The 24,722-nt window shown below is 50.1% G+C and carries 18 protein-coding genes; 4 read left to right on the top strand and 14 right to left on the bottom strand.

The features are described 5' to 3' along the window. Positions 1–12: 12 nt before the first annotated feature. The 7 genes from M975_RS04090 to M975_RS04060 form a co-directional block, all read right to left on the bottom strand. The gene (locus tag M975_RS04090; RefSeq protein ID WP_280643760.1) at positions 13–2,283 is read right to left on the bottom strand and encodes a ComEC family protein; all 2,271 of its coding nucleotides are present in this window, start codon (positions 2,281–2,283) and stop codon (positions 13–15) included. Between the two features lie 203 nt (positions 2,284–2,486). Then, complete coding sequence (ihfB, locus tag M975_RS04085; protein ID WP_034494322.1) at positions 2,487–2,774, bottom strand: integration host factor subunit beta; 288 nt, start codon at positions 2,772–2,774, stop codon at positions 2,487–2,489. 90 nt (positions 2,775–2,864) lie between these two features. Next, complete coding sequence (rpsA, locus tag M975_RS04080) at positions 2,865–4,541, bottom strand: 30S ribosomal protein S1 (RefSeq protein ID WP_064517522.1); 1,677 nt, start codon at positions 4,539–4,541, stop codon at positions 2,865–2,867. Positions 4,542–4,736: 195 nt separating this feature from the next. Continuing rightward, complete coding sequence (gene cmk / locus M975_RS04075) at positions 4,737–5,423, bottom strand: (d)CMP kinase (RefSeq protein WP_064557516.1); 687 nt, start codon at positions 5,421–5,423, stop codon at positions 4,737–4,739. Positions 5,424–5,672: 249 nt separating this feature from the next. Beyond that, positions 5,673–6,956: a 3-phosphoshikimate 1-carboxyvinyltransferase gene (gene aroA / locus M975_RS04070; protein WP_064557673.1), complete on the bottom strand. Its 1,284-nt coding sequence runs from the start codon at positions 6,954–6,956 to the stop codon at positions 5,673–5,675. Between the two features lie 79 nt (positions 6,957–7,035). After that, positions 7,036–8,121, bottom strand: a complete 1,086-nt coding sequence (gene serC / locus M975_RS04065) for a 3-phosphoserine/phosphohydroxythreonine transaminase (RefSeq protein WP_064557514.1) — start codon at positions 8,119–8,121, stop codon at positions 7,036–7,038. A 160-nt stretch (positions 8,122–8,281) separates the two neighbouring features. After that, positions 8,282–8,974, bottom strand: coding sequence for a DUF421 domain-containing protein (locus tag M975_RS04060; RefSeq protein WP_064557512.1), 693 nt, complete (start codon positions 8,972–8,974; stop codon positions 8,282–8,284). A 137-nt stretch (positions 8,975–9,111) separates the two neighbouring features. On the opposite strand from M975_RS04060, the gene ycaO reads away from it, so the two are divergent. The 4 genes from ycaO to pflA all read left to right on the top strand — a co-directional run bounded on the left by ycaO (position 9,112) and on the right by pflA (position 15,461). After that, positions 9,112–10,869 (top strand): 30S ribosomal protein S12 methylthiotransferase accessory factor YcaO, encoded by a 1,758-nt coding sequence (ycaO, locus tag M975_RS04055; protein ID WP_064557510.1) that lies wholly within the window; start codon positions 9,112–9,114, stop codon positions 10,867–10,869. Between the two features lie 406 nt (positions 10,870–11,275). Then, on the top strand, positions 11,276–12,133 hold the full coding sequence (gene focA / locus M975_RS04050; RefSeq protein ID WP_064557509.1) for a formate transporter FocA: 858 nt from the start codon (positions 11,276–11,278) through the stop codon (positions 12,131–12,133). A 53-nt stretch (positions 12,134–12,186) separates the two neighbouring features. Next, the gene (gene pflB / locus M975_RS04045) at positions 12,187–14,469 is read left to right on the top strand and encodes a formate C-acetyltransferase (RefSeq protein ID WP_064557507.1); all 2,283 of its coding nucleotides are present in this window, start codon (positions 12,187–12,189) and stop codon (positions 14,467–14,469) included. Positions 14,470–14,720: 251 nt separating this feature from the next. After that, positions 14,721–15,461, top strand: coding sequence for a pyruvate formate lyase 1-activating protein (gene pflA / locus M975_RS04040; protein ID WP_064557506.1), 741 nt, complete (start codon positions 14,721–14,723; stop codon positions 15,459–15,461). A gap of 75 nt (positions 15,462–15,536) precedes the next feature. On the opposite strand, the gene M975_RS04035 is transcribed toward pflA, so the two are convergent. The 7 genes from M975_RS04035 to lolA form a co-directional block, all read right to left on the bottom strand. Then, positions 15,537–16,685 carry an MFS transporter gene (locus M975_RS04035; RefSeq protein WP_064557672.1) on the bottom strand — a complete coding sequence of 383 codons (1,149 nt, stop codon included), beginning with the start codon at positions 16,683–16,685 and terminating at the stop codon, positions 15,537–15,539. A gap of 277 nt (positions 16,686–16,962) precedes the next feature. Continuing rightward, a complete protein-coding gene (locus M975_RS04030; protein WP_064557502.1) occupies positions 16,963–17,823 on the bottom strand; it encodes a dimethyl sulfoxide reductase anchor subunit family protein in 861 nt (286 codons plus the stop codon). Position 17,824: 1 nt separating this feature from the next. Further along, positions 17,825–18,442: a DMSO/selenate family reductase complex B subunit gene (locus M975_RS04025; RefSeq protein ID WP_064557500.1), complete on the bottom strand. Its 618-nt coding sequence runs from the start codon at positions 18,440–18,442 to the stop codon at positions 17,825–17,827. Positions 18,443–18,452: 10 nt separating this feature from the next. Next, entirely contained in the window at positions 18,453–20,897 is a 2,445-nt protein-coding gene (gene dmsA / locus M975_RS04020; protein WP_064557498.1) for a dimethylsulfoxide reductase subunit A, read from the bottom strand. Between the two features lie 354 nt (positions 20,898–21,251). Continuing rightward, the gene (serS, locus tag M975_RS04015) at positions 21,252–22,544 is read right to left on the bottom strand and encodes a serine--tRNA ligase (RefSeq protein WP_064557495.1); all 1,293 of its coding nucleotides are present in this window, start codon (positions 22,542–22,544) and stop codon (positions 21,252–21,254) included. A 93-nt stretch (positions 22,545–22,637) separates the two neighbouring features. Continuing rightward, the gene (locus M975_RS04010) at positions 22,638–23,981 is read right to left on the bottom strand and encodes a replication-associated recombination protein A (RefSeq protein WP_064557493.1); all 1,344 of its coding nucleotides are present in this window, start codon (positions 23,979–23,981) and stop codon (positions 22,638–22,640) included. Positions 23,982–23,989: 8 nt separating this feature from the next. After that, the gene (lolA, locus tag M975_RS04005) at positions 23,990–24,601 is read right to left on the bottom strand and encodes an outer membrane lipoprotein periplasmic chaperone LolA (protein WP_064557491.1); all 612 of its coding nucleotides are present in this window, start codon (positions 24,599–24,601) and stop codon (positions 23,990–23,992) included. Positions 24,602–24,722: the final 121 nt, after the last annotated feature.

Here is a 24,722-nt window from a genome sequence, read left to right as displayed (position 1 = left end):
TAGCCGCATATTCTACCCATTATCCCGGGATACACCAAACCACTGATGATACCAACGGGGTGAAATTTGAGCTCTGAAGCTATTGATTTGCCATTTATCACTATTTATATCGATAGTGAGCTGGCCCGAATGCGCCGTGTCGTACCATTTATACCCTTGCGACTGGTAGCGTTGAACAACTTTTGCTGAGGGCAAATGCCAGGCGTTATAGCGCGATGTAGAAGATAGCGCAGCACTTCCAGCGACTGCACGTAGCAAAGGAGCACTCGAAGATGTACGGCTACCGTGATGAGGGACTTGAATAATATCAGCATGTAAGATACCCCACCGCCTCTTCAGCATAGCCAATTCCGCTTCAGCTTCCACATCACCAGTGAATAAAATACGAAAGTGACCGTCACTCACCATCACCACGCATGAACCATTATTACCTTTCATGGCTGGCTGTGCAGGAGGCCACTGGACGGTAAATTGTAACCCCTGCCATTGCCATTGATCCCCTTGAAAACATGAGTGATGCCCTTCCCAGCGCAGCGGGCTGCGAATTTTTAGTGCTGGCCATGCACGTTGCAAACTGGGCAAACCACCACGGTGGTCAAGATGTTCATGACTGATGACCACTTGTTCGAGCGATAAATGGTGCCAGCGCAACCAGGGAATAATAATTTGCTGGCCTACGTCACCGTCAGGCCAGGCGTTGCCGGTATCGTACAGAAATACTTTTCCCTGGCGGACAATAGCAATTGCCAGCCCATGCCCTACGTCCAGCATAGTGACTTGCCACGAATCATCTTTTTCTTCTGTTCGCAAAGTAGGCATAACCAATGACACCATCAGAGCCATGATTGACAGGCATGAACTGCGCCACAACGCTAAACGATGAATAATGACTACCAGCCAACCACTCAAACTCAGGACCTGAAACCGTTTATCAACGTCCAGCCAACCTTCTGGCAGCAAGGAAAGAGCCTTGAAAAGTAGAGCCAGCAAGCGATCGACGCCCCACCAGAGATATTCTCCTGCCCACGGAAGATCGGTAATGACCAAGCCTGCCAGCAAGGCTGGGACAACGGCAAATGAAATCAGTGGCACTGCGAATAGGTTCGCGATCAATGCGCTAAGACTCATGCCATGGAAAATTAATATCTGCAGCGGCATCAGTAAAAACATGATGCCAATTTGCAGATGCAATAAGGCTAATGGATATCGATAAAACCCTTTTGCGGCCTTCAGGCTTCGAGGTAGTGGCATCCACTGATACCAAAAAATCAGTGCGGCTACGGCCATTGCCGATAACCAAAAGCTATCTGACAAAACCGTCAGGGGGTCGTATATCAAAATCCCGCTTATGCAGCAGAGCCAGACCTCCCAACCAGACCAGTTTCTGCCTTTTAGCCGGAGCAATAGCCATATCATTACGCCAATGAATGCCCTTATCGCAGGTGGGTTTCCTCCTGCAAGCCAGGTATAAATCCCTGCGGCGATAACACTGGCGATTAACGGTAACCTGAAATGAATACGGTGCGCCGGGAAACTCAGTTGCGCTAAACGTGCAACTAACCACCCCACCATCGCTGCCAGTGAAATATGCATACCTGAAATAGCCATCAGATGTGCGGTTCCCGTCTGGCGCAACAGGTTCTTTTGCTCGTCGCTCATTCCAGCCCGCTCTCCAAATGCCAGCGCCAGAATGATGCCCTGATAAGGCAACGACTGAGTTGCGGCGGTGACATGAGCAAGCCACCGGGCGCGCAAATCACAGCTTCCTGTGACGCTTTGGGCCGAGATAATACGCGCACTGAGCGGTTGGTGCTGAGCAAGCGCATACCGTTGGCTGTCAAAGCCCCCAACATTGAGTTGCCCGTGCACAGGGCGCAGATGCACTTTCATGCGCCAGCGCTGTCCAGCACATGTACTATTCGGGAAGTATTCTCCCCGAACTCGAATGCCAACAGGTGGGAAAACTCTCAGCCCTTCCAGCGATACCATTCGCAACTCATGATTCTCTTTGCCATCGCTGCGGTCCATAACCGCCTCCACCGTTACGGGTTTGCCTGTCCACTTTTCGAAGGGTGCCAGGCTTTCTTTTGCATTGATTAGCGCCCAGCAAAAGCACAGTAAAGAAAACGCGACATAGCGCGCTAAACGGTGCGGAATAAATGCAATGCATAAAGAGGCAGCGAGCAGCGCGGCTATAACTGGAAATTGTGGAATAGCGGCTAACCACATTAATGGCGCGATGCCGATGATTGAGCAAAAGCAGAACCCTGTTAGATTCCTCACATGCACCTCCTTGTTAGAAGGAGTTTGAGGCATCCTGGTATGGGCGTCTGTAGGGGGTTATTAACTGTACGAGAAGGGTTCCAGAGCTTTAATGCCGGATGAACAAATATTGCAGAGTTTTGCGAGTGGCCTCGAAAACAGCCCATTCAGATATAAAAAAACGGCACCCGAAGGTGCCGTTCTTGAGAATCAAATCCGAAGATTTAATTGCCGTAAATGTTGGCGCGGTCACGTAATTCTTTACCTGGTTTAAAGTGCGGAACGTATTTGCCTTCCAGATCCACTTTATCGCCAGTTTTAGGGTTACGTCCGGTGCGAGGAGCGCGATAGTGTAAGGAAAAACTGCCGAAACCCCGGATTTCAATACGCTCACCTTGGGCGAGAGTAGAGGCCATATGCTCCAGCATCTCTTTAACTGCATCTTCTACAGCTTTCGCCGGGATGTGAGATTGCGAAGTTGCAAGTCTTTCTATCAATTCTGACTTGGTCATGATTCCTCCGGTTTCCTTTCAGGAAAATTAGCTTACAGCTATCAATCGAACAAGGGCGGCCGTAGCCGCCCTGATTTAGTGCTCGGGCGATTACTCGCCTTTAGCTGCTTTGAATGCTTCAGCCATAGCGTTAGAGAAGTTCGGTGCATCTTCCTGTTTGTTGTTAACAGTAGCGATTGCATCTTTCTCGTCAGCTTCGTCTTTAGCACGAACAGACAGGCTCACAACACGGTTTTTACGGTCAACGCCGGTGAATTTAGCTTCAACGTCGTCGCCTACGCTCAGAACCAGAGTTGCATCTTCAACGCGGTCACGGGAAGCTTCAGAAGCACGCAGGTAGCCTTCTACGCCATCTGCTAATTCAACTGTAGCACCTTTCGCGTCGACTGCTGTTACTTTACCAGTAACGATAGTACCTTTCTTGTTCAGTGCAACGTAGTTGTTGAACGGATCTTCTGCGAGTTGTTTAACACCCAGGGAGATACGCTCACGTTCTGCGTCAACTTGCAGAACCACAGCCGCGATTTCGTCGCCTTTCTTGTATTCACGAACTGCTTCTTCGCCTGCAACGTTCCAGGAGATATCAGACAGGTGAACCAGACCGTCGATGCCACCGTCCAGGCCGATGAAGATACCGAAGTCAGTGATAGACTTGATTTTACCTTCAACGCGGTCGCCCTTGTTGTGGGTTTCAGCGAACAGCTGCCATGGGTTAGATTTGCACTGCTTCAGACCCAAGGAGATACGACGACGTTCTTCGTCGATATCCAGAACCATAACTTCCACTACATCACCAACGTTAACAACTTTGGATGGGTGGATGTTTTTGTTGGTCCAATCCATTTCGGAAACGTGAACCAGACCTTCAACGCCTTCTTCGATTTCTACGAAGCAGCCGTAATCAGTCAGGTTAGTCACGCGACCAGTCAGTTTGGTACCTTCTGGATAACGCTTAGCAATTGCGACCCATGGATCTTCGCCCAGCTGTTTCAGACCCAGAGACACACGAGTACGCTCACGGTCGAACTTCAGTACTTTAACGGTAATTTCATCGCCAACATTCACGATTTCGCTTGGATGCTTAACGCGTTTCCATGCCATATCAGTGATGTGCAGCAGGCCGTCAACGCCGCCCAGATCAACGAATGCACCGTAGTCAGTAAGGTTCTTAACGATACCTTTAACTTCCATGCCTTCTTGCAGGTTTTCCAGCAGTTGATCACGTTCTGCGCTGTTTTCAGATTCGATAACTGCACGACGAGAAACAACAACGTTGTTACGCTTCTGGTCCAGCTTGATGACTTTGAACTCAAGCTCTTTGCCTTCCAGGTGCAGAGTGTCACGTACCGGACGAACATCTACCAGTGAACCTGGCAGGAACGCACGAATACCGTTCAGCTCTACAGTGAAGCCACCCTTAACTTTGCCGTTGATGATACCGACCACAGTTTCAGCTTCTTCGTAAGCTTTTTCCAGCGTGATCCAAGCTTCGTGACGCTTAGCTTTTTCACGGGACAGCAGAGTTTCGCCAAAGCCATCTTCAACAGCGTCCAGAGCAACATCAACTTCGTCACCAACCTGGATTTCCAGTTCGCCAGCAGCGTTTTTGAACTGCTCAATCGGAATTGCAGATTCAGATTTCAGACCGGCGTCAACCAGTACTACGTCTTTATCAATAGAAACTACAACACCACGAACGATGGAACCCGGACGGGTTTCGATTGTTTTAAGGGATTCTTCAAAGAGTTGAGCGAAAGATTCAGTCATGTTGTTAATCTTCAAGGTTCTTTAGTTTAACGTCCATTTAGCATCCCGCCGAATGGGGTTGTTTCACATACCCCGCCATTGGCTCCATGCCGACAGGGTTTAGGTTACAGGGGTAAAAAACTACCCGATATGTCAGGATACCACTATGGCAATATCATGACAAATATGACAAAACACACACCAGCACAATATCGACTATTGAGCTGGTGTTAAAATTTTCTGCGCATATATCAGCGCTTGTTTGATGACTTCGTCAATGGACATGCTGGTTGAATCCAGCACCAACGCATCTGCGGCTGGCACTAACGGTGCTACTGCACGGTTACGGTCACGATCATCACGTTCTTTAATTTCTGCCAAAAGGCGCTCAAAGTTAACACTAAAGCCCTTCTCCTGCAACTGTAGCATACGCCTGCGAGCACGCTCTTCCGAAGACGCGTCAAGGAATATTTTTACCGGGGCATCAGGGAAAACGACAGTTCCCATATCACGGCCATCAGCAATCAGGCCAGGGGCTTCTCTGAATGCACGCTGGCGGCGTAATAACGCTTCGCGAACACGTGGGAAAGCCGCAACTTGTGAGGCTGCGTTGGCAACTTCCTGAGTACGGATTTCTGCGCTAACGTCTTCGCCTTCAAGGATCACTTCCAGGTTGCCGTTGTTGGCAACGAAACGCACATCAAGATGCGCGGCCAACGGGACCAGCGTTTCTTCGGACGCCACATCAACCTGGTGATGCAGGGCCGCCAATGCCAGAACTCGATAAATTGCACCAGAATCAAGCAGATGCCATTGCAATGCTTCCGCCATGGCTTTACACAGCGTGCCTTTACCTGCGCCGCTTGGGCCATCGATCGTTATTACCGGGGCGGGTGCCGTCATCGTACTCTCCTCTCGCTGGAATTGCGGACCTAAAATATCAACGCCGCATATTATACGCCGCCAGATTCCTGACCGTTATCTTTCCTGCCAATTATCGTAGTTAATGTGGCTGAGTGTAGAAGAATTGCGCAACTTGCGTTAAAAAGCCTGGAAAAACAGCAGTAATTGATAAAGAAGATGAGAAATATGGCGGGGGAACGGGTTGAAATTAGCTCCGCCACGTAGTGCGGCAGGAGCCAAAATTCGGTATTAAACCAGAGTGCTAATACGTGCTAACTGCTCGAAATAGTCCGGGAAAGTTTTCGCGGTGCATTTCGGATCAAGGATAGTCACAGGTGTGTCTGACAACGCCACCAGCGAGAAACACATCGCCATACGGTGATCGTTATAAGTGCCGATTTCAGCAACTTGCAGCTGAGCAGGTGGCGTCACAGTGATGTAATCTTCACCCTCTTCCACCACAGCCCCGATTTTACGCAATTCTGTTGCCATCGCACTCAGGCGGTCAGTCTCTTTCACTCGCCAGTTATAAATATTACGCAGCGTAGTAGTGCCTTTAGCGAACAATGCCGCCGTTGCAATTGTCATCGCAGCATCTGGAATATGGTTCATATCCATATCTATGGCGTTCAGTTCGCCGCGTTCGCAGGAGATGAAATCATCGCCCCATGTAATTTTTGCGCCCATTTTTTCCAGCACATCAGCAAAGCGGATATCGCCTTGTACGCTGTTACGGCCAATACCCGTGACTTTTACCGTGCCGCCTTTAATTGCACCCGCCGCAAGGAAGTAAGAAGCAGAAGATGCATCGCCTTCCACCAGATATGCACCCGGTGAAATGTACTGTTGGCCGCCACGAATCACAAAGCTGCGGTAATCACGGTTTTCGACTTCAACACCAAAGGTTTTCATCAGGTGCAGGGTGATGTCGATATACGGTTTCGATACTAGCTCACCTTTAATGGTGATTTCGGTGTCGTTTGCAGCCAGTGGGGCAGTCATTAAAAGAGCCGTCAAAAACTGGCTCGAAACGCTACCATCGACGGAAACCTGGCCGCCGCTAAAACCACCGCGCAAACGCAGTGGCGGGTAATTTTCTTGCTCCAGATAATCAATCTGAGCGCCACCCTGACGTAATGCATCAACCAGATGGCCAATTGGGCGTTCTTTCATGCGGGGTTCGCCCGTCAGCACGATGTTATTGCTGCCCAGACATAATGCCGCCGCCAGTGGGCGCATCGCGGTACCCGCATTCCCTAAGAACAGTTCCAGTTCGCCTGACGCTTGCAATGGGCCGCCCATGCCAGTCACTTCGCAACGCGTGCGATCGGCCGAGAGTGTATAGCTCACACCCAGGGCTTTCAGCGCGTTAAGCATGTGACGCACATCGTCACTATCCAGCAAATTAGTCAGTTCAGTGGTGCCATTAGCCAGTGCTGCCAGCAACAAAGCGCGGTTTGAGACGCTTTTTGAACCAGGAAGATTAATTGTGCCGTCGACCAGTGCGATGGGTTGTAACGTCAGGGATTCCAGCATGGGGAAAATACTCTCAACTCAAACAGAATAAAAACCCCGCGAAGCAAGTCGCGGGGAGAATAACAACGAGCAACGATTAACCGTGGCGACGTTCGAAGTCGACCATGAAATTGGTTAATGCTTGTACGCCTTCAAGCGGCATGGCGTTGTAGATGGATGCACGCATCCCGCCTACTACGCGGTGGCCTTTCAATGCATGCAGTCCGGCTGTAAACGACTCTTCCAGGAAGACTTTATCCAGTGCGCTATCAGCTAACTGGAACGGTACGTTCATGCGCGAACGGTTAGCTGAAGCAACATCGTTACGGTAGAAGTCGCTTTTATCGATAACACCATATAACAACTCAGCTTTTGCTTTGTTGATTTTGTCCATTGCTTCGACGCCACCCTGCTCTTTGAGCCACTTAAATACCAGGCCGGAAAGATACCAGGCGAACGTAGGCGGGGTGTTAAACATGGAGTCGTTTTCGTTTAGCACGGTGTAGTCAAGAATTGACGGGCACGCTTTATGCGCCTTGCCGAGCAAGTCTTCACGCACGATAACCAGCGTCAAACCCGCTGGGCCGATGTTCTTTTGCGCGCCTGCGTAAATCACACCAAAGCGGCTGACATCCATTGGGTGCGACAAAATAGAGGATGAGTAATCAGCAACGACGATTTTATCGCCGAAATCAGGTGTTTCGTGAGTTGCAATGCCGTCGATGGTCTCATTAGGACAATAGTGCAGGTAGGCACTATTATCAGAAACCCGCCACTCGCTCATCGGTTTGATGGCACGCAGGCCGTCGACCGTAACTTTGGCATCAATGACATTTGGCGTGCAATATTTGTGTGCTTCTTTTACCGCACTGCTCGCCCAGTAACCGCCATCAACATAATCGGCGGTAGTTTTGTCGCCCAGCAGGTTTAACGGGACACCAGCAAACTGGCCGCGACCGCCGCCGTGACAGAACAAAACTTTGTAGTTCGAGGGGATTTGCAGCAGATCGCGAAAATCTTTTTCAGCTTCTTCCGCAACCTTAATAAACTCTTTACTACGGTGGCTAATCTCCATTACGGAGGTGCCTAAGCCTTGCCAGTCGCAGAGTTCAAGTTGCGCACGACGAAGCACTTCAGCCGGCAGCATCGCCGGGCCGGAACTAAAATTGTATACCTGAGCCATTTCCCCTCACCACGCTTAGAGCAATAAGTTTTATCACGCTATCGGTTTTATCACTCAGATGCTGAGGCTGCAACGGTTAATCAGGCACGGCTGGGTAATGTGCGCAAAATCACACAACATAATCAACTAGTCGCTGAATTAAATGCCCGATAACCGCCCGTCACGTCACGCGCGTGGCGGTACAGGCTTTGACCCAAAACTTGTGTTCACAACGTGGGCAAGGCGTTTCATCCCCGGTATTAAGCGTCACCACTTCGCTGCAGTGAATACAGGCGTAATCTGCATCTTCAGGGACCTTAATAAACCGCTCGCAGCAAGGTTCAGGCAAAATAGGTAACCCCGGCCTGACGAGTTTATCGGGGAAAAAGTAGACGCTGATTTGACCGTTAGTTTCCAGTATGGCGAGCCGTACCTGCCCAAGATGTTCAACACCCACCAATCGCAGTTCCATAAAGAACTCAAATTCAGTCATGTTTTGCGACTTCATTTTTTCCCAGGCAAACTCGCCTTCTTCAATCAGAACCGAAGGTTTGCCTTCAAGCAGGTTTTCAAGTTTTTCGCTGTGGCTCATCAACCACATCACCAGGCGATAAAGCAGCCCCAGCGTGACGAACACAATCAAGACGGGCAACATGGGGACATCATGATAAAACGCCACATCGCCTGCCGCAGAGCCAAGTGTCAGAATGATCAATACTTCAAATAGCGACATCTGCCGAACACCGCGCCGCCCCGTTATCTTCAAAAATAGAAATACCAATATAAAGGTGTAGAGACTGCGTAAAGCGACTTCCCAAAGAAAATCGAGGGGAACGTCATTTAATGCCATCCGCTGGAGATCAAAGGTCTTCATTTATACCGCCATAACAGTAGGTTACTGACAATAAGCATAGCCTGTTATGCTAGAGCCGCCTGCATGCTGCTGACGATGGCGTCAGTCTGCTAAAACCCGTATCATTGCGCGCTTTGCGTACGACAAAAGTGAAACTCATGACTCAAACCTTTATTCCTGGCAAAGATGCCGCTCTGGAAGACTCCATCGCTCGATTCCAGACCAAGCTCGCCGATCTTGGCTTTAATATAGAAGAAGCCTCCTGGTTAAATCCTGTCCCGAATGTCTGGTCAGTGCATATCCGTGATAAAGACAGCGCGCTGTGCTTTACCAATGGTAAAGGCGCGACTAAAAAAGCCGCTTTAGCCTCTGCGCTGGGTGAGTATTTCGAACGTCTGTCGACTAACTATTTCTTTGCTGATTTCTGGTTGGGCAAAACCATCGCTAATGGCCCGTTTGTGCATTATCCAAACGAGAAGTGGTTCCCAATCCCGGAAGATGAGCAAATGCCAGAAGGCATTCTCGACGATCGCCTGCGCGCGTTTTACGATCCAGAAAACGAAGTGACCGCAGGTATGCTTATCGATCTGCAATCAGGTAATGAAGAGCGTGGGATTTGCGCGCTGCCATTCACCCGCCAGTCAGATCAAAAAACCGTTTATATTCCGATGAACATCATCGGTAACCTGTACGTATCAAACGGTATGTCCGCAGGTAACACCGCCAATGAAGCGCGCGTTCAGGCGCTGTCAGAAGTGTTCGAGCGCCACATCAAGAACCGTATTATTGCCGAAAGCATCAGCCTGCCAGAAATTCCACAAGAAGTGCTGGCTCGTTATCCGGGCGTGGTTGAGTCAATTGCTACCCTTGAAGCTGAAGGTTTCCCAATCTTTGCTTACGACGGTTCATTAGGCGGCAAATACCCGGTTATCTGCGTGGTATTGTTCAACCCAGCTAACGGCACCTGCTTTGCATCGTTTGGTGCTCACCCTGATTTTGGTGTTGCGCTGGAACGTACCGTGACAGAACTGCTTCAGGGCCGCGGTCTGAAAGACCTGGATGTATTTACTCCACCGACTTTTGATGACGAAGAAGTGGCCGAACACGCCAACCTTGAGACTCACTTTATCGACTCAAGCGGTCTTATCTCCTGGGATATGTTCAAGCAAGATGCTGACTATCCATTTGTAGACTGGAGTTTCTCCGGCACAACTGAAGAAGAGTTCGCCACATTGATGGCAATCTTTGATGCTGAAGACCAGGCAGTCTATATCGCCGATTACCAGCATCTTGATGTTTACGCTTGCCGCATCATCGTCCCGGGGATGTCTGATATCTACCCTGCGGAAGACCTGCTGCTGGCCAACAACAATATGGGCTATCACCTGCGTGACACGATTCTGGCTCTGCCGGGCAGCGAGTGGGAAAAGCAAGATTATCTGGACCTCATCTCTCAGTTAGATGAAGAAGGCCATGATGATTTCACCCGTGTGCGTGAATTACTGGGTCTGGCGACCGGTAAAGACAACGGTTGGTACACGCTGCGTATTGGTGAGTTGAAAGCCATGCTGGCGTTGGCTGGTGGCGACACCGAGCAGGCGCTTATCTGGACTGAGTGGACGATGGAATTCAACGCGTCTATTTTCAGCGCCGAGCGTGCTAACTATTACCGTTGCCTGCAAACCTTGCTGTTGCTGGCAATGGAAGAAGACCGCCAGCCGTTGCAGTACCTGAATGCCTTTGTGCGCATGTACGGTGCAGAAACTGTTGAAGCCGCAAGTGCAGCCCTGAGCGGCGAAGCTGCATTCTATGGCCTGCAAGCCGTCGATAGCGATTTGAAAGCCTTCCCTGCGCACCAGGCATTGTTGAGCGCCTATGAAAAGCTGCAACGCGCAAAAGCCGCTTTCTGGAAATAAAGTAACAAAAAGAAACTCAAAGATGCGTAAACCCTAAGGTTTACGCTATATTACGGGGCGATTTTTATTGCCCCGTGTTTTTATTGGCAGCGTAATAATTTCATTTGTGACTTAATGGTTAAATATTGGTGAAATATTATTGCTTTAAACTATAAATAATGTTGCCAGATTAGCGAAATACTCCATTCTAATTAACCAGGTACAAAAGCGCAGAGGTTAAATATCAAATTACATTATAAACTTTAAACTTTATTTTTATGTTTAGATTCAATCCCTTAAGCTGAAAATCAGGTAAACACCTGCTTTTTTCAGGCCTATAAGCTTGGCGAGATATGATCCATATCAAATTTTACTCTATAATGCTTTGTTAGTATCTCGTCGCCGAATTAAATAAGAGAGAGTTAGTGTGAAAGCTGACAACCCTTTTGATCTATTGCTCCCAGCAGCCATGGCGAAAGTCGCCGAAGACGCTGGCGTCTATAAAGCAACAAAACACCCGCTAACGACGTTTTATTTAGCGATTACTGCGGGTATGTTCATCTCGATTGCCTTTGTCTTTTACATCACTGCTACAACCGGTACTGCAACCATTCCGTTTGGGATTGCAAAACTGATTGGCGGTACTTGCTTCTCCTTAGGGCTTATCCTGTGTGTCATCTGCGGTGCAGACCTTTTCACTTCTACAGTGTTAATCGTCGTTGCTAAAGCCAGTGGACGTATCACCTGGGGTCAGTTAGCCAAGAACTGGGTTAACGTTTATATCGGTAACCTGTGCGGCGCCCTGATGTTTGTGGTGTTGATTTGGTTGTCAGGTATGTACATGACAGCGAACGGTGCGTGGGGTCTGAATGTGCTACAAACTGCAGACCACAAAATGCACCACACCTTTATTGAAGCTGTTTGCCTGGGTATTTTGGCTAACCTGATGGTCTGTCTGGCTGTCTGGATGAGCTACTCTGGCCGCAGTTTGATGGATAAGATGTTTGCTATGATCCTCCCGGTCGCCATGTTTGTTGCTTGTGGTTTTGAGCACAGTATCGCAAACATGTTCATGATCCCATTGGGTATCGTAGTGCGCAACTTTGCAAGCCCGGAATTCTGGACCGCAGTTGGGTCGTCTCCGGACAATTTCTCTCACTTGACCGTATTGAACTTCATCACTGATAACCTGATCCCAGTTACTATTGGGAACATCATCGGTGGCGGCGTACTGGTTGGGTTGACGTACTGGGTAATTTATCTGCGCGGTGGCGATAAGCACTAAGTGCTAAGCAACGTGTAGGGAATAAGAAATCCACATTAGAAGGTAGGTGTTAAATGTCCGAGCTTAATGAGAAGTTAGCCACAGCCTGGGAAGGTTTTGCCAAAGGCGACTGGCAGAATGAAGTCAACGTGCGTGACTTTATTCAGAAAAACTACACCCCTTACGAGGGTGACGAGTCCTTCCTGGCAGGTGCTACTGAAGCAACTACCACTTTGTGGGACAACGTCATGGAAGGCGTTAAACAGGAAAACCGCACTCACGCGCCTGTTGACTTCGACACTGACCTCGCTTCCACCATCACCTCTCATGATGCTGGTTACATCAACAAGTCCCTCGAAACTATCGTGGGCCTGCAAACTGATGCTCCACTGAAACGTGCAATTATTCCGTTTGGTGGCATCAAAATGGTTGAAGGTTCTTGCAAAGTATACGGTCGTGAACTTGACCCAATGCTGAAGAAGATCTTCACCGAATACCGTAAAACTCACAACCAGGGTGTTTTTGACGTTTATACCAAAGACATCATGAACTGCCGTAAATCAGGCGTAATCACCGGTCTGCCGGATGCTTACGGTCGTGGTCGTATCATTGGTGACTACCGTCGCGTAGCACTGTACGGTATCGACTTCCTGATGAAAGACAAATTCGCTCAGTTCAACTCTCTGCAGAGCAAACTGGAAAACGGCGAAGACCTGGAAGCAACAATCCGTCTGCGTGAAGAAATCTCTGAGCAGCACCGTGCTCTGGGCCAGATCAAAGAAATGGCTGCTAAATATGGCTGCGATATCTCTGGTCCTGCTAAAAATGCTCAAGAAGCCATTCAGTGGACTTACTTCGGCTACCTGGCTGCGGTTAAATCTCAGAACGGCGCTGCAATGTCCTTCGGTCGTGTATCCACCTTCCTGGATGCATTCATCGAACGTGACCTGAAAGCTGGCACCATCACTGAGCTTGAAGCACAGGAAATGATTGACCACCTGGTCATGAAACTGCGTATGGTTCGCTTCCTGCGTACCCCTGAGTATGATGAGCTGTTCTCTGGTGACCCAATCTGGGCGACCGAATCTATCGCCGGTATGGGTGTAGATGGCCGTACTCTGGTTACCAAATCTAGCTACCGTTTCCTGAACACCCTGTACACCATGGGGCCGTCTCCGGAGCCGAACATCACTATTCTGTGGTCTGAAAAACTGCCACTGAACTTCAAGAAGTTCGCAGCTAAAGTTTCCATCGATACCTCTTCTCTGCAATACGAGAACGATGATCTGATGCGCCCTGACTTCAACAATGATGACTACGCAATTGCTTGCTGCGTAAGCCCAATGATTGTTGGTAAGCAAATGCAGTTCTTCGGTGCTCGCGCTAACCTTGCGAAAACCATGCTGTATGCAATCAACGGCGGCGTTGATGAAAAACTGAAACTGCAGATCGGTCCTAAAGAAGCGCCAATCATGGCTGACGTTCTGGACTACGATAACGTTCTTGACCGTCTTGATCACTTCATGGACTGGTTGGCTAAACAGTACGTCACCGCGCTGAACATCATTCACTACATGCATGATAAGTACAGCTACGAAGCGTCTCTGATGGCTCTGCATGACCGTGACGTTGTTCGCACTATGGCTTGTGGTATCGCGGGTCTGTCTGTTGCAGCTGACTCCCTGTCTGCAATCAAGTATGCGAAAGTTAAACCTATTCGTGACGAAGACGGCCTGGCTGTAGACTTCGAAATCGAAGGCGAATACCCAATGTTCGGTAACAACGATTCTCGCGTAGATGATATCGCTGTTGACCTGGTAGAACGTTTCATGAAGAAAATTCAGAAACTGACTACTTACCGTAACGCTATCCCGACTCAGTCTGTTCTGACCATCACCTCTAACGTGGTTTATGGTAAGAAAACTGGTAACACCCCAGACGGTCGTCGTGCTGGCGCTCCATTCGGTCCAGGTGCTAACCCAATGCACGGTCGTGACCAGAAAGGTGCTGTTGCCTCTCTGACTTCCGTTGCTAAACTGCCGTTTGCTTACGCTAAAGATGGTATTTCTTATACCTTCTCTATCGTTCCTAACGCACTGGGTAAAGACGACGAAGTTCGTAAAACTAACCTCGCGGGTCTGATGGATGGTTACTTCCACCACGAAGCGTCCATCGAAGGTGGTCAACACCTGAACGTGAACGTAATGAACCGTGAAATGCTGCTGGACGCGATGGAAAATCCTGAGAAATATCCTCAGCTGACCATTCGTGTTTCTGGTTACGCAGTACGTTTTAACTCCCTGACTAAAGAACAACAGCAGGATGTTATTACCCGTACCTTCACTCAAACCATGTAATTCACGGTTTGTCTGAAAAGGCGTAGAATACAAGGCTCCACCTCGGTGGGGCCTTTTCTTTGTGAAGAATCGGTTTTGCAAGATAACTGCTACGTTTAAGGTATTACCCAAAATAGTTCATGTTGCAGCCAACACCCCTGCAATTTGAAGTATGAAGGGTATCTTGCAAAATTGATTCGACGTGGCATACAGACCACGCTCAACCAGGCTGATGCCTTTGCGCATCAACCAATACTGGAGATAACACCGCAATGTCAGTAATTGGCCGAATTCACTCCTTTGAATCCTGCGGTACCGTGGATGGTCCCGGTATTCGTTTTATTACCTTTTTCCAGGGCTGCCTGATGCGCTGCCTGTATTGCCACAACCGCGATACATGGGATACGCACGGTGGCAAAGAAGTCAGTGTTGAAGAGCTGATGAAAGAAGTGGTGACCTATCGCCACTTTATGAACGCATCTGGTGGTGGTGTAACAGCCTCCGGTGGCGAAGCAATTCTGCAAGCTGAGTTTGTGCGTGACTGGTTCCGTGCTTGTCGCACAGAAGGCATTCATACTTGCCTCGATACCAACGGTTTTGTGCGCCGCTACGATCCGGTAATTGATGAATTGCTGGAAGTAACCGATCTGGTCATGCTCGATTTGAAACAGATGAACGACGAAATCCACCAGAATCTGGTTGGTGTCTCGAACCATCGCACACTCGAATTTGCACGCTACCTTTCGGATAAAAACGTCAACGTCTGGATTCGCTATGTTGTGGTACCTGGCTGGTCTGACGATGATGACTCAGCACACCGCCTGGGTGAGTTCACGCGCGATATGGGCAACGTCGAGAAAATCGAATTATTGCCATACCACGAGCTGGGCAAGCACAAATGGGTGGCGATGGGTGAAGAGTACAAACTTGATGGCGTGCACCCGCCGAAGAAAGAGACCATGGAACGTGTAAAAGGCATTCTGGAACAGTATGGTCACAAAGTGATGTACTAAGTTTTAAACATCCGGCTAGCCGTTTCATGCAAAAGCCCCTTCTGCGACTGCGAGGGGCTTTTTTGTATATTTAATTCAGGCGTGAGCAATGGGCGTTGAATGAGGCCCGGCTTTGCGCAGCAGCATCAGTAAGTAAACGAACGCCACACCGGCAATCATAACGAACAGCAGACTATCCGAATAACTTTGCATCAGCATTGAGGTAAACGTTGGCCCAAGCAAACTCCCCACGGTGTAACTGAGTAACAGCGCCTGGTTCATCGCGACTAATTGATGATGCTCAACACGTTCGCAAGCCCATGCCATTGCCACCGGGTAGAGCGTGAAACCGGCCGCTCCCAGCACAAACAATGTTGGGCCCATGGCTGCATTGGTCAGCATCGCCAGGCAACCCAGAATCACAATAAACACCTGAACACGTAGCACCAGTAAACGGCCAAAACGATCCGCCAGGCGCCCTACTGGCCACTGCCCCACGATACCGGCACTGACCATTACCGCCATCCAGAAACCAATACCGGCATCACTTACGCCCTTGTGGTTTAAATACAGCGGCATTAACCCATAAAGAGAACCGAGAACAATCCCTGAAATAATACAGCCATTCACACCAAGGCGCGCATGGCGCAGGCGTAGCATTGGCCAGACAGGCGTCGCTTCCTGGTTTTCACTGCGGTCATTAACAATGCGGGTAAACAACAATGGAAGAATCGCGGTAAGAATAAGCGCTGTCACCCATGGCAGAACGCTGGCTAAATCTGTCGGCATTTTGCTGATCATCAGTTGCCCCAGAACCGTACCAACGTAATAAACCATCATATAGGCCGCCAACAGGCGCCCGCGGTTGCGAGAAGTACCGCTGCACATCAACGCGCTTTCCACTACCACCCAAATCATCGCACAGCCGATGCCGGCGATGAAACGCCACATCATCCAGCTCCAGAAACCTGTCATTAAACCCAGACCGACACAGCCTGCAGCAAAAATCAGCGATGCGAGATAGTAACTACGGTTGAATCCGTGGCGTTTAATCAGCCACCCGGTAATCAATGTACCCAGTAAGTTTCCGGCAAAATACGACGAACCCACCATCCCAACCTGCCAGGTTGGAAGATTTCCATGGGCTAACCAAAGTGGAACCAGCGTATTTAAAACCGCTATCGCCAGGGTCAAAAGCATCAGACCACAGAGCAAAAGCATCACTGGCCGGGTATAGGTGGACATGTAAAAACCGCGAGGAAGAGAATAATTTGTGCGCATCATGCCACCGGGAAAAGGATTGTCAATCCAGTGGTAACGGGGCCTCGCACGATTTGAAAGACGTCGATTTGAAAAACTTATCCAACTTTTGAACGAAGCGCTTTATAAAAAAGCTATCTCTCTGTTTTTGATGGAATCAGCGTTTGGAAGGCGAAGCGGATTAGATGAAAAATTTCATGATGAATCAGATGAAATTTTCTTATGTGAAGAGGAAAGAATGCGCCCGAAGGCGCATCCAGTATCAGCTGGCGATCGCCATACCCACAGTCATATGCAGACCATAGAACACACCACGGCCAATCAACTCACCAGCAATGACCAGAACAAAGGCAAATGTCAGAACCGCCGGGCTTGCCACCCTACCTTTCATTTGCGGGAGCACCCAGCAGATTAATGCAGCAACCAGCACCAGTAAACGCCAGGACATTAACGCACCGTATTCAGGAACCAGTGCTGATGCCTGCGCAATGGAACTGTGAATTGTTGCCAGTTCCATCCCCTGCATCATCACCACTACGCTGCTTGCCACAACCGCCAGTAACGAAATCGCCGGGAGAATACGCATTCCCCAACCCGTTACGCCCGCGACCCGCAGCAACAAATAACCCAGTAATGGCCCGCCAATAAACATTGTCAGGAAGAAACTGAGGGGCGTGTAAACGCTATACCAGGTCGGCACAGTATCAATCAGGTAAACTTTGCACATCATCCAGACGAAGAAAACACCCAGAACCATCGTCAGGACCATCCAGATTTTACCCAACGTCTGCGGCATTTTGCCCAGCACAGTAATCAGCCACCAGAAACCACCCACCGCGAAGAACACCGAACCGCTGGCAATTTCATTACTCAATGCTGAATCACCCATTCGATTCAGAGAGTTAAAGGCGCGAAGTGGCGAGCCAAGGTGCAAGACTGAAGCCATAAAACCAATGCCCATCAACACCCACAGCACGATCATTGCCCAATGCACACGCTTTTGCTGTACACGGTCGGAAACACCGGTCAGCAATGCTAATGCCATAACAATAAAACCACCCGCGACACACTGCCCCAAAACCGTAAAGACCATTAGCGGCCATTCATGCCATCCGTTGCCCATCTCACACCTCCTTCGGGTTAGCCAGATAACCGGTTTTATCCCCACAAGGGCGGCTGTTGGCGTTGGGTTTAATGACGATATTTGGCTTAGTAAAATGTGCTGATGGCAGTGGTGCGATAGCCGCCTGCTCACCATATTTTTTACGCAGTTCGTCAATTGGGGCCATATCTAATGCGCGTAGCGGGCAGGATTCAACACAGATGGGTTTCTTGCCCTCAGCGATGCGTGAGTAACAGCCATCGCACTTCGTCATGTGTCCTTTTTCTGCGTTGTACTGTGGTGCACCGTATGGGCAGGCCATATGGCAATAACGGCAGCCAATGCACACATCTTCGTTAACCACGACAAAGCCGTCTTCACGTTTATGCATCGCACCACTCGGGCAGACCTTGGTACAAGCCGGGTCTTCGCAATGGTTACAGGCAATCGACAGATAATAGGCAAACACGTTTTGCTGCCAGACACCGTTATCTTCCTGCCAGTCACCACCGGCATATTCATAAATGCGGCGGAAGCTGACATCCGGGCCTAAGTTTTTGTAGTCTTTGCAGGCCAGCTCGCAAGTTTTGCAGCCCGTGCAGCGGCTGGAGTCTATGTAAAATCCGTATTGGGTTGTCATCAGCTATTCCTTACGCCTTCTCGACCTGGACGAGGTTACTGTGGGATGGGTTACCTTTCGCCAGTGGCGATGGTCGCTGGGTGGTCAATACGTTGATGCAACCAGCATGGTCAACTTTGTTGGCATCCGGGCTGTACCATGCCCCTTCCCCCATTGCGACGACACCAGGGATAATGCGTGGCGTGACTTTCGCGTTGATGTGAACCTCACCGCGCCCGTTGAAAATGCGCACCATGTCACCGTTTTTAACCCCACGTTGCTGGGCATCAATCGGGTTGATCCACATTTCCTGGCGGCATGCCGCTTTCAACACTTCTACGTTTCCGTAAGTTGAGTGGGTACGCGCCTTGTAGTGGAAGCCGGTCATTTGCAATGGCCATTTTTCTGCTAATGGATCGCCGAAGTTTTCGAAGCCCGCGCTGTAAACCGGCAGCGGATCGATGACATCTCCTTCATTCAATTGCCACGTGGCCGCAATTTCTGCCAGTTGCTCAGAATAAATTTCAATTTTCCCGGATGGCGTGGTCAGTGGATTGGCTTTCGGATCTTCACGGAACGCTTTATAGGCTACGTGGTGCCCTTCAGGATCGCGCTGCTTGAAGATGCCAATTTTGCGGAATTCGTCAAAGCTCGGCAGTGCCGGAATCGCTTCCTGAGATTGTTGGTATAAATGACGCATCCAGCCTTCTTGCGTGCGGCCTTCAGTGAACTGCGGCTCAACACCCATGCGTTTTGCCAGCTCGGTGGTCATTTCGTAGATTGTTTTGCACTCAAAACGCGGTTTGATTGCCTGATCGGCAAAAATCACATAGGCCATGTTGCCGCATGACGCATCGAGGCAGAAGTCCATTTGCTCAGACGCGGTGCAGTCCGGCAACAGAATATCGGCGTATTTAGCCGATGAAGTCATGTGGTTATCAATAACCACAATCATTTCGCATTTCTTGTCGTCTTGCAGGATATCGTGGGTACGGTTAATTTCTGAGTGCTGGTTAATCAGGCAGTTACTGGCATAGTTCCAGACCATTTTGATTGGCACATAAAGCTTATCTTTGCCGCGCACACCGTCGCGAGTTGCGGTCATTTCTGGGCCGCGTTCGATGGCATCCGTCCACAAGAACATCGAAATACTGGTTTGCACCGGGTTTTCCAGTGTCGGCATACGCACAAATGGCAGGCTATAAGAACCTTCTCGAGCACCGCTGTTACCGCCATTTATTCCCACATTCCCCGTCAGGATCGACAGCATAGCGATGGCGCGTGAAACCAGTTCACCATTTGAGTGGCGCTGTGGCCCCCAGCCCTGGCTTATAAAAGCAGGTTTAGCGGTGGCGATTTCGCGCGCCAGCTTAATAATGCGCTCAGCAGGAATACCGGTGATTTGTGCCGCCCATTGCGGTGTTTTCGCCACACCATCAGCACCTTCGCCAAGAATATAAGCCTTGTAGTGGCCGTTAGTTGGGGCTGTTTTTGGTAGCGTTGTTTCGTCGTAACCGACGCAGTATTTATCCAGGAACGGCTGATCGACCAGATTTTCATTGATCATCACCCAGGCAAGCGCGGAGATAAGCGCGGTATCAGTACCCGGACGAATTGGAATCCACTCATCTTCACGCCCGGCACCGGTATCGGTGTAACGCGGATCGATGATAATCATGCGAGCATTGGATTTTTCGCGTGCCTGCTCAAGATAGTAAGTCACCCCGCCGCCGCTCATACGCGTTTCGCCAGGGTTATTACCAAACAGAACGACTAACTTGCTGTTTTCAATATCTGACGGGCTGTTGCCGTCTGCCCAACCACCGTAGGTGTAATTCAGGCCAGCGGCAATCTGTGCTGTAGAGTAATCACCATAATGATTGAGATAACCGCCGCAGCAGTTCATCAAACGGGCGATTAATGTTGACCCTGGTGGCCAGGAGCGGGTCATGGTGCCACCCAGCGTACCGGTGCCGTAATTCAGGTAAATAGCTTCGTTGCCGTACTCTTTGATGATGCCTTTCATGCTATTGGCGATGGTATCGTAGGCTTCATCCCAACTGATGCGTTCAAACTTCCCTTCACCACGAGCGCCAACGCGCTTCATCGGGTATTTCAGGCGATCGGCATTATAGACACGACGGCGCATTGAACGGCCACGCAGGCAGGCGCGAACCTGATGCAGACCTTCATAATCATCATTACCGGTATTGTCGGTCTCAACGTATTTGATTTCGCCATCAACCACATGCATGCGTAGTGGGCAACGGCTGCCACAGTTGACCGTACAGGCGCTCCAGGCCACTTTTCCAGCGGCGGGAACGGTGTCAGCGGCAGTCTGGGCAAAAGCCAGGCGGCTAAAGGGAAGTGTTAATGCGCCACTCGCAGCGGCAAGCCCACCGATAGCCGTGGTTTGCACCAGCTTACGGCGACTCACTTTCGCGTTCAGAACCGCATCAGTAGTTTTATCTTTCATAATGACCCACTTGTTTCATGCTCACATTTAAACAAGCCGGCAGTGGATACTCTGGGGGAAAGTACGGCCCACGCATCCATTGCTCAGCCAAAAGAGAAAGGAGTGTCTTAATTTGTGTCAGTACCACGACTGACAGCCTGGTTACGTCATGTAACGCCACGCCGCCAAATGATAAGAGTACTGAATGAGTTGTATTAGTAATCATCACTCGCTTTCTGCAGGCGATGATACTCATATAGGGGTATTTGTTATTGTCGGGAGTCAATAAACGCAGATTGTCTGTGGGAATGAGAATTTTTACGTAATAAAAAAGCGCCCGCAGGCGCTTTTCAGGAATTAAATAGCACTAATACATTAGCCGATGTACTCAAGCCCTTTCATGTAAGGACGCAATACTTCAGGAACTTCGATACGGCCATCTGCTTGCTGGTAGTTTTCCAGTACCGCAACCAGTGTGCGACCGACAGCCAGACCAGAACCGTTCAGGGTATGCACCAGACGGGTTTTCTTGTCTGCTTTGCTGCGGCAGCGAGCCTGCAAACGACGCGCCTGGAAATCCCACATGTTTGAACAAGAAGAGATTTCACGGTAAGTATCTTGCGCCGGTAACCAGACTTCGAGATCGTAGGTTTTAGCCGAGCCGAAACCGATATCGCCACTGCACAGCAGCACTTTACGGTATGGCAGACCCAACAATTGCAGCACTTTCTCAGCGTGCCCAGTCAGCTCTTCCAGCGCATCCATCGAGTCTTCAGGGCGTACAATCTGCACCATCTCGACTTTATCGAACTGGTGCTGACGAATCAGACCACGGGTGTCACGACCGTAAGAACCCGCTTCTGAACGGAAGCATGGGGTATGCGCGGTCATTTTCAGCGGCAGATCATCTTCATCGAGAATTTCGTCACGCACCAGGTTGGTCAACGGCACTTCCGCAGTTGGGATCAACGCATAGTTGCTGCTGCCGGCTTCTTCATCCAATGGACGAGTATGGAACAAGTCGCCGCCAAATTTTGGCAACTGACCCGTACCGTACAGCGTTTCATGGTTCACCAGGTACGGGACATAGTTCTCAATATAACCATGCTGCTCAGTATGCAGATCAAGCATGAACTGGCTCAAGGCGCGGTGCAGACGAGCGATTTGCCCTTGCATCACAACAAAACGAGCACCGGTCAGTTTAACCGCAGATGCGAAATCCAGGCCTTTAGCCATTTCGCCCAGCGTCACGTGGTCACGTACTTCAAAATCGAATTTACGCGGCTCACCCCAGCGGCAGATTTCAACGTTTTCGCTGTCATCTTTACCCATAGGTACGCAATCGTCAGGAATGTTAGGCAGCGTCAGCGCGATGTCGCGGATTTCTACCAGCAAGGCATCAAGCTCAGTTTTCGCTGCATCCAGATCTTCACCCAACTGGTTGACTCGCAAACGCAGTGGCTCAATATCTTCCCCGCGTGCTTTCGCCTGGCCGATGGATTTCGATCGCGAGTTACGCTCAGCCTGCAGATTTTCAGTTTTGACCTGCAATACTTTACGACGCTCTTCTAAAGAGCGCAGCGTTTCTACATCCAGCTTGAAGCCTCGGCGTGCCAGTTTTTCAGCGACTGCGTCTGGCTCTGTACGCAGCAGATTGGGATCGAGCATGCTTATCCTGTGCTTATCGAATTAAATGAAGGGGATGCGGTCACAGCCTGCAACCGCATAGATAGTCTTGCTAACCTTACCGCAACGTCTGCTTTAGCGGTAGCGTTTTGTCGGGCTATTTTGATCCTGTTCAGCAAGCCAGGCGAGCTTTTCGCCAATCTTGCCTTCAAGACCTCTGTTTGTCGGCCGATAATAGCGTGTTTGTGCCATTTCCTGCGGGAAGTAGACCTCGCCGGAAGCATAGGCATTGGGTTCGTCGTGAGCATAACGATACTCCTGACCGTACCCCATCTCTTTCATCAGCTTGGTTGGCGCATTGCGAAGATGGACAGGAACGTCGTAATCCGGGCGTTCACGGGCATCCGCCATGGCCGCCTTGAATGCTGTATAAACCGCATTACTTTTCGGCGCACAGGCCAGATAGACAATCGCCTGAGCGATAGCACGCTCACCTTCGGCAGGGCCTACGCGGGTAAAGCAATCCCAGGCAGAAACAGCGACCTGCATGCCACGGGGGTCAGCATTACCGACATCTTCCGAGGCAATCGCCAGCAAACGGCGAGCGACATACAAAGGGTCGCCACCTGCGGTGATAATACGCGCATACCAGTACAAAGCCGCATCTGGCGAAGACCCCCGCACCGACTTATGAAGAGCGGAAATGAGATCGTAGAAACGGTCACCTTTGTTATCAAAGCGCGCACTGCGTTCCCCTGCGATTTCGGTCAAAAGAGCAATTTGTAGAACGCGGTTGCCGCTCGCATCGGTTTCCGCCATATCCGCCATCATTTCCAGCGTATTTAATGCACGCCTGGCATCGCCGTTGACCAGTTCTGCAATAGCAAGACGCGTGTCTGCGGGCAAGACGATGTTTTGCCCGCCATAGCCACGCGCAGAATCGCTCATCGCCTGGCTCAAGACTTTTTCAATGTCTTCCGTGGTCAGCGATTTAAGCAAATAAACGCGTGCGCGCGAAAGCAGCGCTGAGTTCAGCTCAAATGATGGGTTTTCTGTGGTTGCGCCAATAAATGTAATCGTGCCGTCTTCAATGTGCGGCAAAAAAGCATCTTGCTGGCTTTTGTTGAAGCGATGGACTTCGTCGACAAATAGAATCGTTCGCCGCCCGGCGTTGCGATTCTGGCGCGCACGCTCTATGGCTTCGCGGATTTCTTTGACACCTGAAGTGACAGCCGAAATGCGTTCTACATCGGCGTCAGCATAGTGAGCAATCACTTCAGCCAGCGTAGTTTTGCCCGTGCCAGGCGGCCCCCATAGAATCATCGAATGGAGATGCCCTGCTTCGATGGCTTTCGGAAGTGGTTTGCCTGGAGCGAGCAGATGCTGTTGGCCGATGTACTGCGCGAGGTTCTCCGGCCGCATACGCGCGGCCAGAGGTTTGAAGGCATTCTCAGAAAAATCGAGCGACAGGTTGCTCACTCATACCTCTACTTACGTTGGTCGTCCACCGTCACGCCAGCAGGCGGGGTAAACGTAAACTTGCTCATATCCACCGCACCATTTTGCTGGGTTTTCAGCGCATAGCTGCTGCGTTGATCATCTTGCTCAATTGCGCTGAACTGATGGATAGTCCCGTCGCGCCCGACGTTGATAGTGAACTGTTTGAGGTTACCGGCGCTGGTTTTTGGCGTCAGCACAAAATCATCACCGCTTTGTTTGATGTTGTATTGCTGCCAGTCACTGCTCTGGTTACGGGCAATCAGCATAAACGGCGTATTGCCGGTCGCATCTTTCAACCAGGTTGCGCTAACCTGCTCAACGAACGGGTTGTAGAACCACAATGTTTTGCCATCAGAAACCAGAATGCTTTCATCAGGCTGAGTCATGTGCCAGTTGAACAGGTTTGGGCGCTTAACCCACAAATCACCCTGGCCTTCCTGAACAGCTGCACCACTGCCATCAGTGACCTTCTGGGTGAAGCTGGCGTGGAAGCTGCTGACTTTATCCAGACGAGTTTTCAGGTCGCCTGCGGCATCAGCCCAGGCAGCGGTTGCTGTAAGAGCAGTCAACAAAGCACAAGTAATAGCGATTTTTTTCATTATGATCCCTTAAAATTCATGCACCACAAAGCGACTGCACTGTGGCATTTCTGCTGCACACTCTAGTCGAGAGCCAATCAGGTGCAACAGAAGAAAAAGCTGATTTTCCGGTAATTTACCC

This window comes from Buttiauxella brennerae ATCC 51605, from assembly GCF_001654925.1.
GTDB lineage: Bacteria > Pseudomonadota > Gammaproteobacteria > Enterobacterales > Enterobacteriaceae > Buttiauxella > Buttiauxella brennerae.
Note: the sequence above shows the minus strand (reverse complement) of the source record. Positions and strands in the feature narration are given on the sequence as shown.

What these genes read in the sequence shown, in the direction of transcription:
- M975_RS04035 (WP_064557672.1), bottom strand. Translation starts at nt 16,685, where the DNA reads ATGTCCACCTATACCCGGCCAGTGATGCTTTTGCTCTGTGGTCTGATG.
- rpsA (WP_064517522.1), bottom strand. Translation starts at nt 4,541, where the DNA reads ATGACTGAATCTTTCGCTCAACTCTTTGAAGAATCCCTTAAAACAATC.
- cmk (WP_064557516.1), bottom strand. Translation starts at nt 5,423, where the DNA reads ATGACGGCACCCGCCCCGGTAATAACGATCGATGGCCCAAGCGGCGCA.
- M975_RS04025 (WP_064557500.1), bottom strand. Translation starts at nt 18,442, where the DNA reads ATGACAACCCAATACGGATTTTACATAGACTCCAGCCGCTGCACGGGC.
- ihfB (WP_034494322.1), bottom strand. Translation starts at nt 2,774, where the DNA reads ATGACCAAGTCAGAATTGATAGAAAGACTTGCAACTTCGCAATCTCAC.
- dmsA (WP_064557498.1), bottom strand. Translation starts at nt 20,897, where the DNA reads ATGAAAGATAAAACTACTGATGCGGTTCTGAACGCGAAAGTGAGTCGC.
- ycaO (WP_064557510.1), top strand. Translation starts at nt 9,112, where the DNA reads ATGACTCAAACCTTTATTCCTGGCAAAGATGCCGCTCTGGAAGACTCC.
- serC (WP_064557514.1), bottom strand. Translation starts at nt 8,121, where the DNA reads ATGGCTCAGGTATACAATTTTAGTTCCGGCCCGGCGATGCTGCCGGCT.
- lolA (WP_064557491.1), bottom strand. Translation starts at nt 24,601, where the DNA reads ATGAAAAAAATCGCTATTACTTGTGCTTTGTTGACTGCTCTTACAGCA.
- pflA (WP_064557506.1), top strand. Translation starts at nt 14,721, where the DNA reads ATGTCAGTAATTGGCCGAATTCACTCCTTTGAATCCTGCGGTACCGTG.
- M975_RS04060 (WP_064557512.1), bottom strand. Translation starts at nt 8,974, where the DNA reads ATGAAGACCTTTGATCTCCAGCGGATGGCATTAAATGACGTTCCCCTC.
- serS (WP_064557495.1), bottom strand. Translation starts at nt 22,544, where the DNA reads ATGCTCGATCCCAATCTGCTGCGTACAGAGCCAGACGCAGTCGCTGAA.
- pflB (WP_064557507.1), top strand. Translation starts at nt 12,187, where the DNA reads ATGTCCGAGCTTAATGAGAAGTTAGCCACAGCCTGGGAAGGTTTTGCC.
- M975_RS04030 (WP_064557502.1), bottom strand. Translation starts at nt 17,823, where the DNA reads ATGGGCAACGGATGGCATGAATGGCCGCTAATGGTCTTTACGGTTTTG.